Genomic DNA, 14,780 nt, shown 5'->3' with positions numbered 1-14,780 from the left:
GCAAGACCTTTGGCCTCGATATGCACGCCAGCCGGGCGAGCCATGTCGGGTCCATCGGTTATTCTGCTCGCCTGGCGGTATCTATTATGTTGATTACCCTGCTGTTATTTCTCGCCTCTGCGGTCACCATCTACCTTGCCTGCGAATACTTCGTCAACGGCATCGAGTGGACTGGCCACCACTTCAAACTATCCCAAAGCGCCACCGGCTCCCTGCTGGCGGCACTGGGTACGGCGCTGCCCGAGTGCATCGTCACCCTGACCGCTTTGCTGATGGGCAACACGACCGCCCAGCAGGAGATCGGCATTGGTGCCGCCCTTGGCGGGCCACTGGTGCTGGCGACCATCGGCTATGCGGCGGTTGGCCTCACCCTGGTGCTTTGCATGGGGCGTACCGAGCGCGCCATCGATGGCGAGGTGCAGCGCGAGATTGGCCGGGATCAGCGCTGGTTTATGGGGATCTTTCTGGTGGCGACCGCGCTGGGGCTGGTCGCTTTCACCGGCAAGAGCTGGCTGGCCCCGCTCTTCCTGCTGGTCTACCTCGTCTATGTAAGGCGCGAGCTGAAGCAGGCTGACAGCCACGAAGTCGAATTGCCGGAGCCCCTCAAGCTGGCTCCAAATGCCGGGATCCCGCCCCTTGGCAAGGTGTTGCTGCAGACGCTGGCTGCGTTGGTGGTGGTAGCGCTGGCTGCCCAGCTGTTTGTCCATCAGCTGGAGAGCATGGGCGAGCTTTTTGGCCTCTCGCCGGTGCTGGCGGCTCTGCTGTTGAGTCCGGTGGCGACCGAGATGCCGGAGCTGATGAACGTGCTGATCTGGGTGCGGCAGGGCAAGAACCGGTTGGCGCTGGCCAATATCTCCGGGGCCATGATGATCCAGGGCACTATCCCCAAGGCGTTCTGCTTGCTCTTTACCCCCTGGTTGCTGGATGGCGCAATGATGGCCTCCTCGCTGGTGACGCTGTTGGCGGTCGGGTTGCTCTGGTGGGGGTTCAGAAAGGGAACCATGACCGCCGGGCGGTTGGCGCTGGTCGGTCTGCTCTATCTCGGTTTTTGCGGCTGGTTGCTGGTGAGCTGAAGCGGGAAGCGCGGATATGAAAAAGCCCCCTTGGCAGGGGGCTTTGTTGTATCGGTTGGGGCGGTGCTTACAGCGCGGCGATCTCGGCCTGCTGGGCTTCCAGCTTGGTCAGCTGGAGACGGTAATCTTCCAGCTTCTCGCGCTCTTTGGCGATGACCGCTTCCGGCGCCTTGGCGACGAAGGCTTCGTTGCCGAGTTTGCCTTCGATACGGCCGCACTCGCCCACCAGACGGGCAACTTCTTTGGCCAGACGGGCCAGTTCGGCATCCTTGTCGATGAGACCGGCCATCGGGATCATCAGTTCGGTAGCACCGATCAGCTTCTTCACTGACAGCGGAGCGGTTTCACCGTCCGCCAGTACGCGGATGGACTCCAGACGGGCCAGCGACTTGAGGAAGGCCTCGTTGTCAGCGGCGCGCTGGGCATCCTTGGCATCGCACTGGAGCAGTACGTTGAGCGGCACGCTCGGCGCCACGTTCATCTCGGCGCGGATGTTGCGGATGCTGACGATGAACTCCTTCACCCATTCCTGATCCGCCATCGCGGCTTCGTCCACCTTGGCGGCGTCGAACTCAGGGAAGGCCTGAATCATGATGGTGTCGGCGTGTACGCCAGCCAGCGGAGCGACCGATTTCCAGATGGTCTCGGTGATGAACGGGATGATCGGGTGCGCCAGACGCAGCAGGGTTTCCAGCACGGTCACCAAGGTATGGCGGGCAGCGCGCTGCTCGGCCTCGGAACCCTTGGTCAGCACCGGCTTGGTCAGCTCCAGATACCAGTCACAGAACTGGTTCCAGATAAATTCGTACAGCACGCCAGCCGCGATGTCGAAGCGGTAGGTATCGAGGGCGGTACGGAAGTCACGGATGGCCACTTGCAGCTGGGACTGGATCCAGCGATCCGCCAGACTGAACTGCATTTCGCCACCGGCAAAACCGCAGTCCTGATCTTCTGTGTTCATCAGCACATAGCGGGAGGCGTTCCACAGCTTGTTGCAGAAGTTGTTGTAGCCGTCCAGGCGCTTCATGTCCCAGTTGATGTCACGACCGGTAGAGGCCAGCGCCGCCAGGGTGAAGCGCAGGGCGTCGGTACCGTGGGCATCGATCCCTTCCGGGAACTGCTTGGCGGTGCGCTTGGCGATCTTTTCGGCCATCTGCGGTTGCATCATGTTGCCGGTGCGCTTCTCCAGCAGATCTTCCAGCGAGATGCCGTCGATCATGTCGAGCGGGTCCAGCACGTTGCCCTTGGACTTGGACATCTTCTGGCCCTCTTCGTCACGGATAAGGCCAGTGATGTAGACGGTCTTGAACGGGACTTGCGGCTGGCCGTTTTCGTCCTTGATGAAGTGCATGGTCATCATGATCATCCGGGCAATCCAGAAGAAGATGATATCGAAGCCGCTCATCAGCACGTCGGTCGGGTGGAAGGTCTTGAGTGCCTCGGTATTGTTCGGCCAGCCCAGAGTGGAGAAGGTCCACAGGGCGGAGCTGAACCAGGTGTCGAGCACGTCTTCGTCCTGACGCAGGGTGGTTACGGACGGGATGCTGTGCTTGGCGCGCACTTCATCTTCGCTGCGACCAACGTAGACGTTGCCGGCATCGTCATACCATGCCGGGATGCGGTGACCCCACCACAGCTGACGGGAGACGCACCAGTCCTGAATGTCGCGCATCCAGGAGAAGTACATGTTTTCGTACTGCTTCGGCACGAACTGGATGCGGCCATCTTCCACCGCCTCGATGGCGGTCTTGGCCATCGGTGCCACGCGCACGTACCACTGGTCGGTCAGCATCGGCTCGATGGGCACGCCACCGCGATCGCCGTAAGGCTGTTGCAGCACGTGATCCTTGATCTCGTCCAGCAGACCCAGCTCTTCCAGCTTGGCCAGAATCGCCTTACGGGCGGCGAAGCGCTCCAGACCGGCGAACTCGGCCGGCAGGGCGGCGTCGTAGGCAGTGCTCGGGTTGCCGTTGGTATCGACCACTTCGGCCTCGGCACGCACGTGGGCATCCAGAGTGAAGATGTTGATCATCGGCAGGCTGTGGCGCTTGCCCACTTCGTTATCGTTGAAGTCGTGGGCCGGGGTGATCTTCACGCAACCGGTGCCCTTCTCCATGTCGGCGTGTTCGTCGGCAACGATGGGGATCAGACGGTTCACCAGCGGCAGCAGGATGTGCTGGCCGATCAGCGCCTTGTAGCGCGGGTCTTCCGGGTTCACGGCCACGGCGGTATCGCCCAGCATGGTCTCCGGACGAGTGGTGGCGACGATCAGGTAATCTTTGCCTTCGGCGGTCTTGGCGCCGTTGGCAAGCGGATAGCGCAGGTGCCACATGTGGCCCTTGATCTCACGGTTCTCCACTTCCAGATCGGAGATGGCGGTGTTGAGTTTCGGATCCCAGTTCACCAGACGCTTGCCGCGGTACATCAGGCCATCTTCGTAAAGACGGACAAACACTTCCTGCACGGCAGCGGAGAGACCCTCATCCATGGTAAAGCGCTCGCGCTCCCAATCCACGGAGTCGCCCAGACGACGCATCTGGCGGGTGATGGTACCGCCGGACTCTTCCTTCCACTGCCAAATCTTGTCGATGAAGGCATCACGGCCGTAATCGTGGCGAGTTTTGCCCTCTTCTGCAGCGATCTTGCGCTCAACCACCATCTGGGTAGCGATACCGGCGTGGTCGGTACCTGCCTGCCACAGGGTGTTCTTGCCCTGCATGCGGTTGTAGCGGATCAGGGTATCCATCAGGGTTTGCTGGAAGGCGTGACCCATGTGCAGGCTGCCGGTGACGTTCGGCGGCGGGATCATGATGCAGAAGGAGTCTTTGCTGGTGTCGCCGTGGGGCTTGAAGTAGCCCTGAGCTTCCCAGTGCTGGTAGAGCGCCTGTTCGATGGCGTTGTGATTAAAAGTCTTTTCCATGGTCTCGCCGTAATCTGGATGGATGGATTCTGGTGTTGATTCGTCGTGGATCACAGGCGGCGCAGTCAGGGCTGCGCCGGATCCGGTGCGGCAAGGACGGGCTGATCCCTCATCTCGAGGGCATGGCCTGCCTGGCGATAGTGCTTGTAGCGCTCGCGGGCTTGCTGCTTTTGTGTTTCGTCAGTGGGGACAAAATCTACCACTTGAGCGAAGTGTCCTGCAAACAAAGGTGTCTGTTTGGCCAGATTGATGAGGCGGGCGTAGCGCCGCCGTGGCGGCTGGTGGCCGATCTCCACCGGTGCCTGACCGCTTTCGCCCTGCAGCTGGTGCGGCACGAAGCGCTCCGGCGGCAGCTGCCACAGCAGCTCGTCGAGGCGCAGAGCCTGCGCTTCGTCGTCGCAGAACAGGTAGATATGGCCCGCACCCCAGCTATCGGCTACGAGCTGGCAGGCGAGCCGTTCGATGGCCGACGCCTGCGTGTCATCCTGTTCGCTCATCAGGTAAAAGGTCACTTGGCTCATCAGGTTGATCCCGTGTTGCAGTGACGGACTATTGACCGCCTCATGAGGCTCGCGGGGTGTTTCTCCGCTCGCAACTCACTGATTCAAGAATGAAACAAGGAAGAGGCGGGCCTCTTCCTTGTGATTCAGGGTAACGCCAACCCCGTTGATGCACGCATCCGACAGGGTGGGAGAGTTACTCTTTCTCTTCGATATCCACGCCAGCCCGGTTCAGCAGGAACTGGGTCAGCAGGGGCACCGGACGACCGGTGGAGCCTTTATCCTTGCCACTCTTCCAGGCGGTCCCGGCGATATCCAGGTGGGCCCAGTTGTACTTCTTGGTGAAGCGTGACAGGAAGGCGGCCGCAGTAATGGTTCCGGCCGGACGACCGCCGATGTTGGCCATGTCGGCGAACGGGCTGTCGATCTGCTCCTGATACTCGTCGAACAGCGGCAGACGCCAGGCGCGATCACCCGCCTGCTCGGAGGCGTTGAGCAGCTCGTGGGCCAGCGGGTTGTGGTTGGCCAGCAGACCCGAGGTGTGGTGACCCAACGCGATGACGCAGGCTCCGGTCAGGGTCGCCACGTCGATCACGGTATCCGGCTCGAAGCGGTCCACATAGGTCAGCGCATCGCACAGCACCAGACGACCTTCCGCATCGGTGTTGAGCACTTCGATGGTCTGGCCGGACATGGAGGTGAGAATGTCACCCGGGCGATAGGCGTTGCCACCCGGCATGTTCTCGCAACCTGCCAGCACGCCAACCACGTTGATCGGCAATTGCAACAGTGCCAGCGCATGCATGGTACCGAGCACGGAGGCGGCGCCACCCATGTCGTACTTCATCTCGTCCATGCCGTCGGCCGGCTTGATGGAGATGCCGCCGGAATCAAAGGTCAGACCCTTGCCGACCAGCACGATGGGCTTGGCATCCGGATGACCCTTGTATTCGATGATGGCCATCATGGCTTCGTTGTCGGAGCCGCGAGCCACTGCCAGATAGGAGTTCATGCCGAGCTCGGCCATCTCCTGCTCACCCACCACCTTGGTGGTGATGTTGTCGTAGGCATCGGCCAGACGACGGGCCTGAGAGGCGAGATAGGCCGGATTGCAGACGTTGGGCGGCATGTTCGCCACGTCGCGGCAGACCCGCACACCTTTGGCCACGGCCAAGCCGTGAGCGATGGCTTTTTCACCAATGGTCAGTTCCCGACGCGTCGGCACGTTGAATACCAGCTTGCGCAGCGGGCGACGTGGCTCGGCCTTGTTGGTCTTGAACTGGTCAAAGCTGTAGAGGCCCGCCTTGGTGGTTTCTACCGCCTGACGCACCTTCCAATAGGTATCCCGACCCTTGACGTGCAGCTCGGTCAGGAAGCAGACCGCTTCCATGGAGCCGGTTTCGTTCAGGGTGGTGATGGTCTTGTTGATGATCTGCTTGTACTGGCGTTCGTCGAGTTCCCGCTCCTTGCCGCATCCGACCAGCAGTACGCGCTCGCTGAGCACGCCCGGTACTTGATGCAACAGCAGCATCTGACCTGGTTTCCCTTCCAGGTCGCCACGGCGCAGCAGCGAACTGATATAGCCATCGCTGATCTTGTCCAGTTGTTCGGCAACCGGAGAGAGGCGACGAGGCTCAAATACGCCGACTACGACGCAGGCGCTCCGTTGCTTCTCAGGACTGCCACTCTTTACACTGAACTCCATGGAATCTCCTACATCCTAAAGACAAAAGGCACCTTTTATTGAATAATGCGGTGCTTGTTGGGGTATCAGAGGCGGAGCGAACAGCCACTGGCTCCGCAGTTTAAACTGGTAAAAATCCAATATACGGCCCTATTTTTCAGGCATTCGACTAAAAACACAAGTTTACTTGGGAATGACTGTGATCGTTTTCCGATATTTGTTCAGGGAAACCCTGAAAACCCAGCTGGCAGTGTTATTCGTGTTGCTGCTTATCTTTGTCAGCCAGCAATTTATCCAGATTATTGGCGACGCTGCCGACGGCGAGGTACCGACACGTCTGGTCTCCACCCTGCTGCTGCTCAACCTGCCCAACATGGCGCTGTTGATGCTGCCAATCAGCCTGTTTTTGGCCATCTTGTTTGCTCACGGGCGCCTCTATGCCGAAAGCGAGATGACGGTGATGCATGCGGTTGGTTTCAGCCACCGTTTCGTGATGCGCAATGCCATGTTTCTGGCGCTGCTCACCGCCGCTGTCGCTGCCTTCAATACCGGCTGGATCGCCCCGCAGGCGAAGGAGCGCGAGTATCAGGTTATCGACGAGTTCAAGGCTGATCCCGGTATCTCCTTCCTGCAGGCGGGTCGCTTTATGGAGCTCGACAAGGGGCGTCTGGTTGCCTACATCCAGGATTTGAATGATAACGGCTCCAAACTGCACAAAATCTTCGTGCTGCAGCGACCCGAAGGGAACAATCCTCCCTCTGTGGTGGTGGCATCCGAAGGGGTGGTGACGGTGGATGCCAACGGTTTGCAGTGGCTGACCCTGACCGATGGGTCCCGCTACGAGGGTAACTTCTCCGGCAAGCAGTTCCAGGTCTCCGATTTTCGCGAGTACGGCCTGATCATTCGCCAGCAGGAGATGGAGCGCTCCAACCGCAAGGCGGCAGCCAAGCCGACCATGGAGCTGTTCGGTACCCAGGACAACTCCATGATGGCGGAGCTGCAGTGGCGCCTCTCGTTGCCGCTTTCGATTCCGGTGCTGACCCTGCTGGTGGTGCCGCTGGCGCGGGTCAATCCCCGTCAGGGCCGTTATGCCAAGCTGCTGCCTGCCATCATGCTCTATCTCTCTTACTTCCTGCTGCTCAGTGCCGCCCGTTCGGCCATCGACAGCGGCCGGTTGCCCTACTGGCCGGGGATGTTCCTGGTTCCGCTCGGTTACCTGCTTTTTATCGGTTTGCCCCTCAACCTGCAGGGCACCAGCTGGTGGAATGGGGTGAAAGGGCGTTATTTCAACAGAAAATCAGCATGATGCTGCAACATAGGAACTTCTGCTGATGTTTGGCATTCTCGACAGATATATCGGCCGGGTCATCTTTATGTCGATCCTGCTGTGTGAGATCACGCTGGTTGGCCTTGCGGGTCTGATCAAGTACGTGGAGCAGCTGCGCTCGGTCGGTGAGGGCAACTACGACATGGTCAATGCCCTCTACTATGTGCTGCTTTCGATGCCGAAAGAGGCGGTACTCTTCTTCCCGCTGGCGGCCCTTCTGGGTGGCCTGATCGGTCTGGGTCAACTGGCGACCAGCTCCGAGCTGGTGGTGATGCAGGCGGCGGGTCGCTCCAAGATCAGTATCGTGATGGCCGCGCTCAAGACGGCGATCCCGCTGATGATCCTGGTGTTGCTGATGGGGGAGTATGTGGCCCCCGTTGCCAAGCGAATGGCGGATGATATTCGTGCCGGCGCCATCTCCGAAGGGCGGTTGACCGTCTCCGCCTACGGGGTGTGGGCTCGCGATGGCAACAACTTCGTCAATATCAACGGGGTGCGCAACGATGGCGCGCTGACCGGTATCACCCTCTACCGCTTTACCCCCGAGCGCAAGATGATCGATGTGGTTCAGGCGCAGGAGGGGACGTTTGAACAGCACCACTGGCTGCTCAAGCAGGTACAGGTCACCCGCTTTGATGATCCGACCCGGGTGCAGAGCGAACAGCATGCCCAGATGGAGTGGAGCTCCGAACTGACGCCCAAACAGCTTGGGGTGGTGAGTATCGATCCGGAGAACCTCTCGATCTCCGGCCTACGCGACTACATCGGCTATCTGGACGCCAACAAGCAGGATGCCGGCCGCTACAAGCTGGAGATGTGGCGCAAGTTGCTGGCCCCCCTCTCGGTGGTGGCCATGATCCTGCTGGCCTCCTCGTTTATCTTTGGCCCGCTGCGCTCGGTGAGCATGGGGGCGCGGATGCTGATGGGGATCATGACCGGCTTTGCCGTCTACGTGAGTGATCGGGTATTTGGCCCCGTTACGCTGGTCTACTCGGTTCCTCCGATCCTGGCGGCGATAGCCCCCAGTCTGCTTTTTGGCGGCATATCGCTTTATATCCTCGGCCGCAAACAGTAGCGGTTCTGGAATGTAAAAAGGGCACCTTTCGGTGCCCTTTTTCGTTCCTGTCGAGCAAGGCTTACTTGTTCAGCAGTTCCAGATTTTCCTGTTTGCTCAATACCACGACCTGGCACTCTGCCCAGATATCCTGAAACGCGCGCGGTGCCTTACGGTTGAAGAGACACATCAGATTGCCAAGGCCGAAGGCGGCAGTGGCGAGCCGGATCAGCGCCTGAGTGATGCGGATATTGCTGCCATCTTCGTTCTGGATGCGCAGCCGCCAGGCCCGCATGCCGATCGTTTGACCGGCGCGAGTCCAGAACCAGGTGTAGAAACCGCAGATGACAAAGGCGAGCCACAGGGTATAGATCAGGCTCAGGGGATGGCGGGTCAGCAACCAGACGGTATCTTCACCCGCCGGTACGCTGGCCATGCCGGTGACCAGCAGCAGTTTGGCGACGCCCATGCCGATAAAACCGGCAATGACGAGCAGCGAAGTGACGACCAGATAGTCGTAGATGAGGGCTCCCAGCCGACGCAGCAGACCTGCTGACGGGTACTGGAATGCCACAGGCTTGGAGGGGGTTTGTTGGACTTTTTTATGCTTGGCCATCGTTTTTATTCCATTAAAAGGATGGCGGCATTCTATGTAACTGATCCGGTGTCGGCAAGGCGTTGAATAAATGAACAAACAGGAGTGTTCAATCGAAAAACACCTTGCATGGCCTCGCGCCATTCGTATAATCCCTCGCAGTTGCCCGGGTGGCGAAATCGGTAGACGCAGCGGATTCAAAATCCGCCGGTGAATAACCGTGTCGGTTCGAGTCCGACCCCGGGCACCATCAAATTCATGACAAAAGGCCATCAACAATGATGGCCTTTTGTTTTTTCCGCTTTTTATTTCTTGGCGCTCTGCATGGCTGGAGCGGCTTTTTCCTCTTTTAAATCGCCCGCTTATCCCTCTCTTTTCTTGCCGCCAGAAGGCTTCTTTTTCTGCCAGTATTCCGCCCGTTCGAGTGTAATAACTTGCTCTGGCAAAGATATTTATCCCCACAGGGCAAATAGCAAGGTGCCAAAAGCACCGCCAAAGAGCATCAGGGCGACGGCTTTGGGTGAGCCGTGCAGCTTGGTCCACATAAAGAGGCTGGTGAGGGCGAGCAACAGCAGTGCCAGCGCGGCGAGATCGCCAAACAGTTGCCAACCAAGGCCAGTTCCCATGCCGCGATGCAGCCGGTTGAGGCTGGCGGCAAAGTTCGCCTGCTGCAAGTCGGTGCGTACCAGCAGGGTGCCTTCCACATAGCTGGCGGCCACGCTGTGGGTGAGGGTGACGCCACGCATCTCCCAGCGGGCGGGCAGGGTGAGTTCACCGGATGGTGTCGGCAGTCGCTGGGCCGGGGTGATCATGGCGCGGCCATCCTCGAATCCGTCCGCGTAGCGTTGCTGCAGCAGACTCTTCAGCTCATCGGGGCTGGCCAGCGGTACGGCCAGCGTTATCTCTTCGCTCGACTTGACGGTATGGGGGCCGGGTAGCGGCAATACGGCCCTGTGCTGCAACCAGAGCCCGGTAATGCCATAGAGCAGCATCAGGGTAAGGGTGAAAAATCCGGCCCAGGCATGGAGGCGGCGCACCCATTTGTTGTTGTGAAGGGGAATTCTTCTGCGTTTCATTATCTGTGTTTCATAAAAAACTGGCCAGCAAGGGCTGGCCAGTGAGGATGGTCGGTTACAAGGTTCAGAAGCGGTAGCTGCCGGTCAGCATCAGCTGACGGGGCGTTCCCGGCATGATCTGGGTGGCGCCGGTGGCGCTGACGAAATACTCATGGTCGGTCAGGTTCTCCGCGCTCAGCTCGGCTTCCCACTGCTGCCAGCGGTAACCGGCACGGGCATCGAAGCGGGCGTAGCCGGGCAACACTGTGGTGTTGGCGTTGTCGGCAAAGCGATCGCCCACCGCGGTCATCCCCGCCTCGCCAAACCAGCCCTGTTTGCCGCTCTGGTAACCGGCAAACAGCTGGCCATTCTGGCGAGAGACGTTCATTGGCCGTTTGCCCTGCAGATCGGCATCCGCCTTGACCTGCTCGGCATCCTGAATGGCGATACCGCCACGCAGATAGAGCTCGTCGGTCAGCTGGGCGCGGGCGCTCAGCTCGACCCCGTCGGTACGCTGCAATCCGGTCAGGATCACCTTGGTGGGATCCAGCGGATCCTTGCTGCGCTTGTTGTACATCTCCAGCCGGTAGACAGAGAGAGTGGTCGCCAGCCGGCCATTCAGCCAGTCACTCTTCACACCTCCTTCGTAGAGGCGGGTGTGCTGCGGTTCCAGATGGTTGTTGGGATCTCCCGGAGTGAACCCGATCAGCTCGCCGCCCACCGGGGTAAAGGTCTTGCTGTAGGAGGCGTAGAACGCATGCTCCTCAAGAGGATTCCATACCAGGCCTAGGCGCGGACTCAGGCTGGTGACCGAAAGGGTCTCCTCCTTGTTGAGGTCGTTGCGGCGGCTGGTGACGGTGAAGTCATCGCGACGCAGCCCACCCACCAGATGCCAGTCGCCCAGGCTGAGCTGATCCTGCAGATAGATGCCGTTGCCACGCACCTTGTGGTTGGCATCGCTGGAGAGCTTCATCGGGCCGTTGTAGCTGGGCAGCGAGCCCGGGTCATAGAGGTTGCCGGGCGCAATGGGGGCGGCATTCTGATAGAGCTTGGGCGTGCGTGCCTGCCAATCCTGTTCCAAACCGATGAGCAGACGATGCTCGACGGGGCCGCTTTGCAGCTGACCTTCTACCTCGGTGTTGCTGATCAGGTTTTTGGCCTTCAAATCCTGCTGCCAGCGAGAGCGGGTCACCTTGTCCCCTTTCACGCTGGTGACATAGGTGTTGTCGAACTGGCTGTCGAGGGTGGTGTAAGCGAGCTGCTGGCGCAGTTGCCACTGATCGTTGATATCCCAGGAGAGGCGGGAGCGGGTCGACTGCGCCACATCGTCGATGAAGTCGCGGCTGGTGTCGCTGTAAACATACTCTCGTGGCACATCTGCCGGTCGGCCATTGACGCCGGGAATACCGCGATCCGGCATACGGTTGTGCTCGTTGCGCTCGAACTGCACCAGCCAGTTGAGGCTGTCGCTGATCTCCCAGTTGGCTGACGGTGCCAGCAGGGTGCGCTTGCCGGTTACTCCGTTGCGGAAACTCTCTTTGTCCTCCTGCGCCATGTTGAGGCGCAGTCGCAGCTGCTCGCTCGCTTCGCCGTTGAGGTCTGCGGCCAGCCGCTGAGTGTCGAAACTGCCGACCCGAGCTGTGACGCTGGAGGCTTGTTCCTTTTGCGGTGTCTTGCTGACTCGGTTCACTATGCCGCCCGTGCTGCCACGGCCGTAGAGTACGGCTGCCGGCCCTTTCAATACCTCGACCCGCTCGATATTGCCGAGATCGCGGGTGTACTGCATGTCATCGCGAAATCCGTCGAGATAGAAGTCGTTGCTGGCGCTGAAGCCGCGGATATTGACCCCGTCGAAGCGGGTATCACCGCTGGCGTTGACCCCGGGAATGCCAGCCAGCGCTTCGCTCAGGGTGGGTTGGCCGAAGGCAGTCAGCTCGCTTGCCTTGACGCTGTCGATGGCTTGCGGCACCAGTTTTGCCGGCGTGCTGGTGCGGGTCGCTGTCGCGACCTCCTCGTGCTGGCTGCGCTTGCCGACGACCGTCATGGTTTCATCGGCAGCCTGGGCATGAAGGGCTGTACCGAACAGTGCCAGCGAGATGAGGGTTCTGCGAAAGTGAGGGTGCTGCATATTCAATTTGACTCTTGAAGGTGCGGCCTGATGGCCTGAACTTGTTGGTTTAATTGTAATTAGTATCTGCCCCGAAAAAAATCGGGATGCCAATGATATTGATTTTCATTTGTATAGCAAGGTGAAAATGGAAGTGTGTAGAGGGAGATAAGCGCGGGCGATGGGGTGGCGAGTTGTGCGAGGAGACTGGCCCGCAAGGTGCGGGCCGGAGAACGAAATTATTGGGTACGCAGCAACCAGCGGGTCGCAGGCAAGGTAGCCAGCAGGCGATAAGCAAGCAGTGAGGCACCCAGCAGCAGTGGCACCTTGACCAACTCCCATAAAATGGAAGCGCCCTGCGGGCCAAAGGTGAAGAGCCAGACCACCAGCATCATGTGCAGACAGTAAAGGCCCAGCACCTTGGGGGATTGGCGGGCGAGCCAGCTTCCCTTTCCCCAGTCAGGATGGGCCAGCAACAGGCCAAAGAGGCCGACGGCCCAGGGCACGGAACCGAGCAGAAAATCGTGGCGAGTCAGCGGGATACCGGCAAAGGTGCGCAGAACGCAGGCTTCCAGCCCATAGAGCGCGAGTCCACCCAGCAGTAGCCACCATCCGCTGCGGGCCGACGGTTGCCACTGCTGCTGGCGCAAGCGGGCCCCCATTGCCACAAACAGCAGGGAGAAGAAGGGGCCGTTACGGGTGAGCAATAGCCACTCCTCTCCCAGCAATGGCTTGGCATAGGAACCACCGAGCAGTGCCAACAGGTAGAGCCCGGCACCCAGCATGAGTGCGAATCCCGGCTTGCCAAGCCACTGACAAAACGCCAGCAGGGTGACCGCCAGGATCAGTGCCGGCAGAAACCAGAGGTGGATCATGCCGCCGACCAGCCAGCGATTGACCGAATCTCCGAGCTGGAACTGCCACTGTGCGTTGAGGGAGTTCAGATAACCCTGTTCGATGGCATTCAGCGGATTGAAGGGCACCAGCAGGTAGACGAGGCTCCAGACCAGCCAGAGCTGGAGCAGGGGGCGGCAGTAACGCCATGCCACGCTCATCGGTGCTCCAGCACTCAGCTTGGGTTGCAGAAAGTAGCCGGCACAGAGGAAAAACAGCGGTACGGCAAAGCGGCAGAGCTGGTTGATGATGCCGCTGAGCCAGAGGTAGCTCTCGCTACCCCACAGCGTGGGGTCGAAGGGGTGAGCGAAAGGGGATACGTGAATGGTCATCACGGCCAATATGGCGATTACCCGCCCACACTCGATACTGGATATGCGCATATTGCTGGCTCGAGGTTACAGGGTTGAGCCAGCACGCTAAAAGTGTGGTGTTTGATTTACAACTCATTGATTCCATTAATGTGAATCACGCTATTGAGCGGTTACATTTCGTAACGGGGTGGTGGAGAGGGTTACTTGGGGTGTGATCTGGCCCCCGTTTGCGGTGGCCATGGCCAGCATGAAAAAAGCGAGGCAGGAGCCTCGCTTTTTGAGTTTGCAGGATCGATTATTCGCGCAACATGGCGCTCTGGTTGGCTGCCAGGGTTGTTCTGCCAGAGCTCTCCAGCCAGGTTTTGATCCGCTTGGCATCGGCCACCCTGTCGTTGGTGGTTTCGGCGTTCAGCAGCACCATGATCACCGGCTCGTTGTTCACCCTGGTACCCAGCACCAGACAACGACCCGCTTCGCGGATATAGCCGGTTTTGGAGAGGGTAAATTCCCACTGACCCTCGCGAACCAGCCGGTTGGAGTTGCGATAGTGAAGCTGGCTCTTGTTGGTTCGCACATAGCTCTGATCGTCGGTGGAGTATTGGCGGATCAGCGGATAGGCAGCAGCGGCTGCCGCAAGCTTGGCCAAGTCCTGGGCGGTAGAGACATTGCGCGGGTTGAGGCCGGTGCTGTCAGCATAGTGGGTGTTCCACATACCCAGCATGCGAGCCTTGGCATTCATCGCCTCGACGAAGGCGCGCAGACCGCCCGGGTAGTTGCGTCCCAGCGCTGAGGCGGCACGGTTTTCCGACGACATCAGGGCGATATGGAGCATCTCGGCCCGGCTCAGTTTCGAACCGATGGCCAGACGTGAACCTGTGCCCTTGATACGATCAACATCCGCATTGGTGACGGTGAGGGTTTCATTGAGGCGCTGGTTGGCATCCAGTACCACCAGCGCGGTCATCAACTTGGTGAGAGAGGCGATGGGCATCACCCGATTGCCGTTGTGCTCGGAGAGCACTTCGCCGGTTCTGTGGTTGGCGACCACGAAAGCGGCCGAATTGAGGTTGGGAATATCCCTTCGCTCCAGAAAGCTGTGATTGCTGCTGGCGGAAAAGGGGTTGGCGTGGGCACTGTCCATAGCGGCCGGCAGCATTACTGCGCCAAGCAACAGGGGAAGAAGGGAACGCATCATCATGATCTGCTCTACCGGACAAAAAACAGGGATATCTCGGTAAGTTATATGTCGTGAATTGG

Annotated in this window: 11 protein-coding genes and 1 tRNA gene; 4 read left to right on the top strand and 8 right to left on the bottom strand. The window is 59.6% G+C overall.

The window, feature by feature from the left end; translation table 11 throughout:
* Positions 1 to 86: 86 nt before the first annotated feature.
* On the top strand, positions 87 to 1,073 hold the full coding sequence (locus NOM67_RS14285) for a sodium:calcium antiporter (RefSeq protein WP_255938084.1): 987 nt from the start codon (positions 87 to 89) through the stop codon (positions 1,071 to 1,073).
* Between the two features lie 67 nt (positions 1,074 to 1,140).
* On the opposite strand, the gene NOM67_RS14280 is transcribed toward NOM67_RS14285, so the two are convergent.
* From NOM67_RS14280 to pepA, 3 genes are all read right to left on the bottom strand, one after another.
* Positions 1,141 to 3,993, bottom strand: a complete 2,853-nt coding sequence (locus NOM67_RS14280) for a valine--tRNA ligase (protein WP_139393917.1) — start codon at positions 3,991 to 3,993, stop codon at positions 1,141 to 1,143.
* Positions 3,994 to 4,058: 65 nt separating this feature from the next.
* A complete protein-coding gene (locus NOM67_RS14275; RefSeq protein ID WP_124241476.1) occupies positions 4,059 to 4,514 on the bottom strand; it encodes a DNA polymerase III subunit chi in 456 nt (151 codons plus the stop codon).
* A 175-nt stretch (positions 4,515 to 4,689) separates the two neighbouring features.
* Positions 4,690 to 6,198 (bottom strand): leucyl aminopeptidase, encoded by a 1,509-nt coding sequence (gene pepA, locus NOM67_RS14270; RefSeq protein ID WP_033115499.1) that lies wholly within the window; start codon positions 6,196 to 6,198, stop codon positions 4,690 to 4,692.
* A 172-nt stretch (positions 6,199 to 6,370) separates the two neighbouring features.
* Here pepA and lptF point away from each other — a divergent pair, with 172 nt between their 5' ends.
* Positions 6,371 to 7,483, top strand: a complete 1,113-nt coding sequence (lptF, locus tag NOM67_RS14265) for an LPS export ABC transporter permease LptF (RefSeq protein WP_041210089.1) — start codon at positions 6,371 to 6,373, stop codon at positions 7,481 to 7,483.
* Between the two features lie 25 nt (positions 7,484 to 7,508).
* Positions 7,509 to 8,579 carry an LPS export ABC transporter permease LptG gene (gene lptG, locus NOM67_RS14260; protein WP_182926941.1) on the top strand — a complete coding sequence of 357 codons (1,071 nt, stop codon included), beginning with the start codon at positions 7,509 to 7,511 and terminating at the stop codon, positions 8,577 to 8,579.
* Positions 8,580 to 8,640: 61 nt separating this feature from the next.
* Here lptG and NOM67_RS14255 read toward each other — a convergent pair whose 3' ends face one another.
* A complete protein-coding gene (locus tag NOM67_RS14255; RefSeq protein ID WP_255938074.1) occupies positions 8,641 to 9,174 on the bottom strand; it encodes an RDD family protein in 534 nt (177 codons plus the stop codon).
* A 143-nt stretch (positions 9,175 to 9,317) separates the two neighbouring features.
* Here NOM67_RS14255 and NOM67_RS14250 point away from each other — a divergent pair.
* A tRNA-Leu gene (locus NOM67_RS14250) sits at positions 9,318 to 9,403 on the top strand.
* Between the two features lie 202 nt (positions 9,404 to 9,605).
* Here the strand turns inward: NOM67_RS14250 and NOM67_RS14245 are convergent.
* From NOM67_RS14245 to NOM67_RS14230, 4 genes are all read right to left on the bottom strand, one after another.
* Positions 9,606 to 10,229 (bottom strand): PepSY-associated TM helix domain-containing protein, encoded by a 624-nt coding sequence (locus tag NOM67_RS14245; protein ID WP_255938071.1) that lies wholly within the window; start codon positions 10,227 to 10,229, stop codon positions 9,606 to 9,608.
* Positions 10,230 to 10,293: 64 nt separating this feature from the next.
* On the bottom strand, positions 10,294 to 12,336 hold the full coding sequence (locus tag NOM67_RS14240; protein ID WP_255938068.1) for a TonB-dependent siderophore receptor: 2,043 nt from the start codon (positions 12,334 to 12,336) through the stop codon (positions 10,294 to 10,296).
* Positions 12,337 to 12,554: 218 nt separating this feature from the next.
* Positions 12,555 to 13,592, bottom strand: coding sequence for an acyltransferase (locus tag NOM67_RS14235; RefSeq protein WP_156853769.1), 1,038 nt, complete (start codon positions 13,590 to 13,592; stop codon positions 12,555 to 12,557).
* A gap of 226 nt (positions 13,593 to 13,818) precedes the next feature.
* A complete protein-coding gene (locus NOM67_RS14230; RefSeq protein WP_041210094.1) occupies positions 13,819 to 14,721 on the bottom strand; it encodes a serine hydrolase in 903 nt (300 codons plus the stop codon).
* Positions 14,722 to 14,780 lie beyond the last annotated feature (59 nt).

This window comes from Aeromonas sp. SG16 (assembly GCF_024436135.1).
In the GTDB taxonomy this organism is placed as follows: Bacteria; Pseudomonadota; Gammaproteobacteria; order Enterobacterales; family Aeromonadaceae; genus Aeromonas; species Aeromonas jandaei.
Note: the sequence above shows the minus strand (reverse complement) of the source record. Positions and strands in the feature narration are given on the sequence as shown.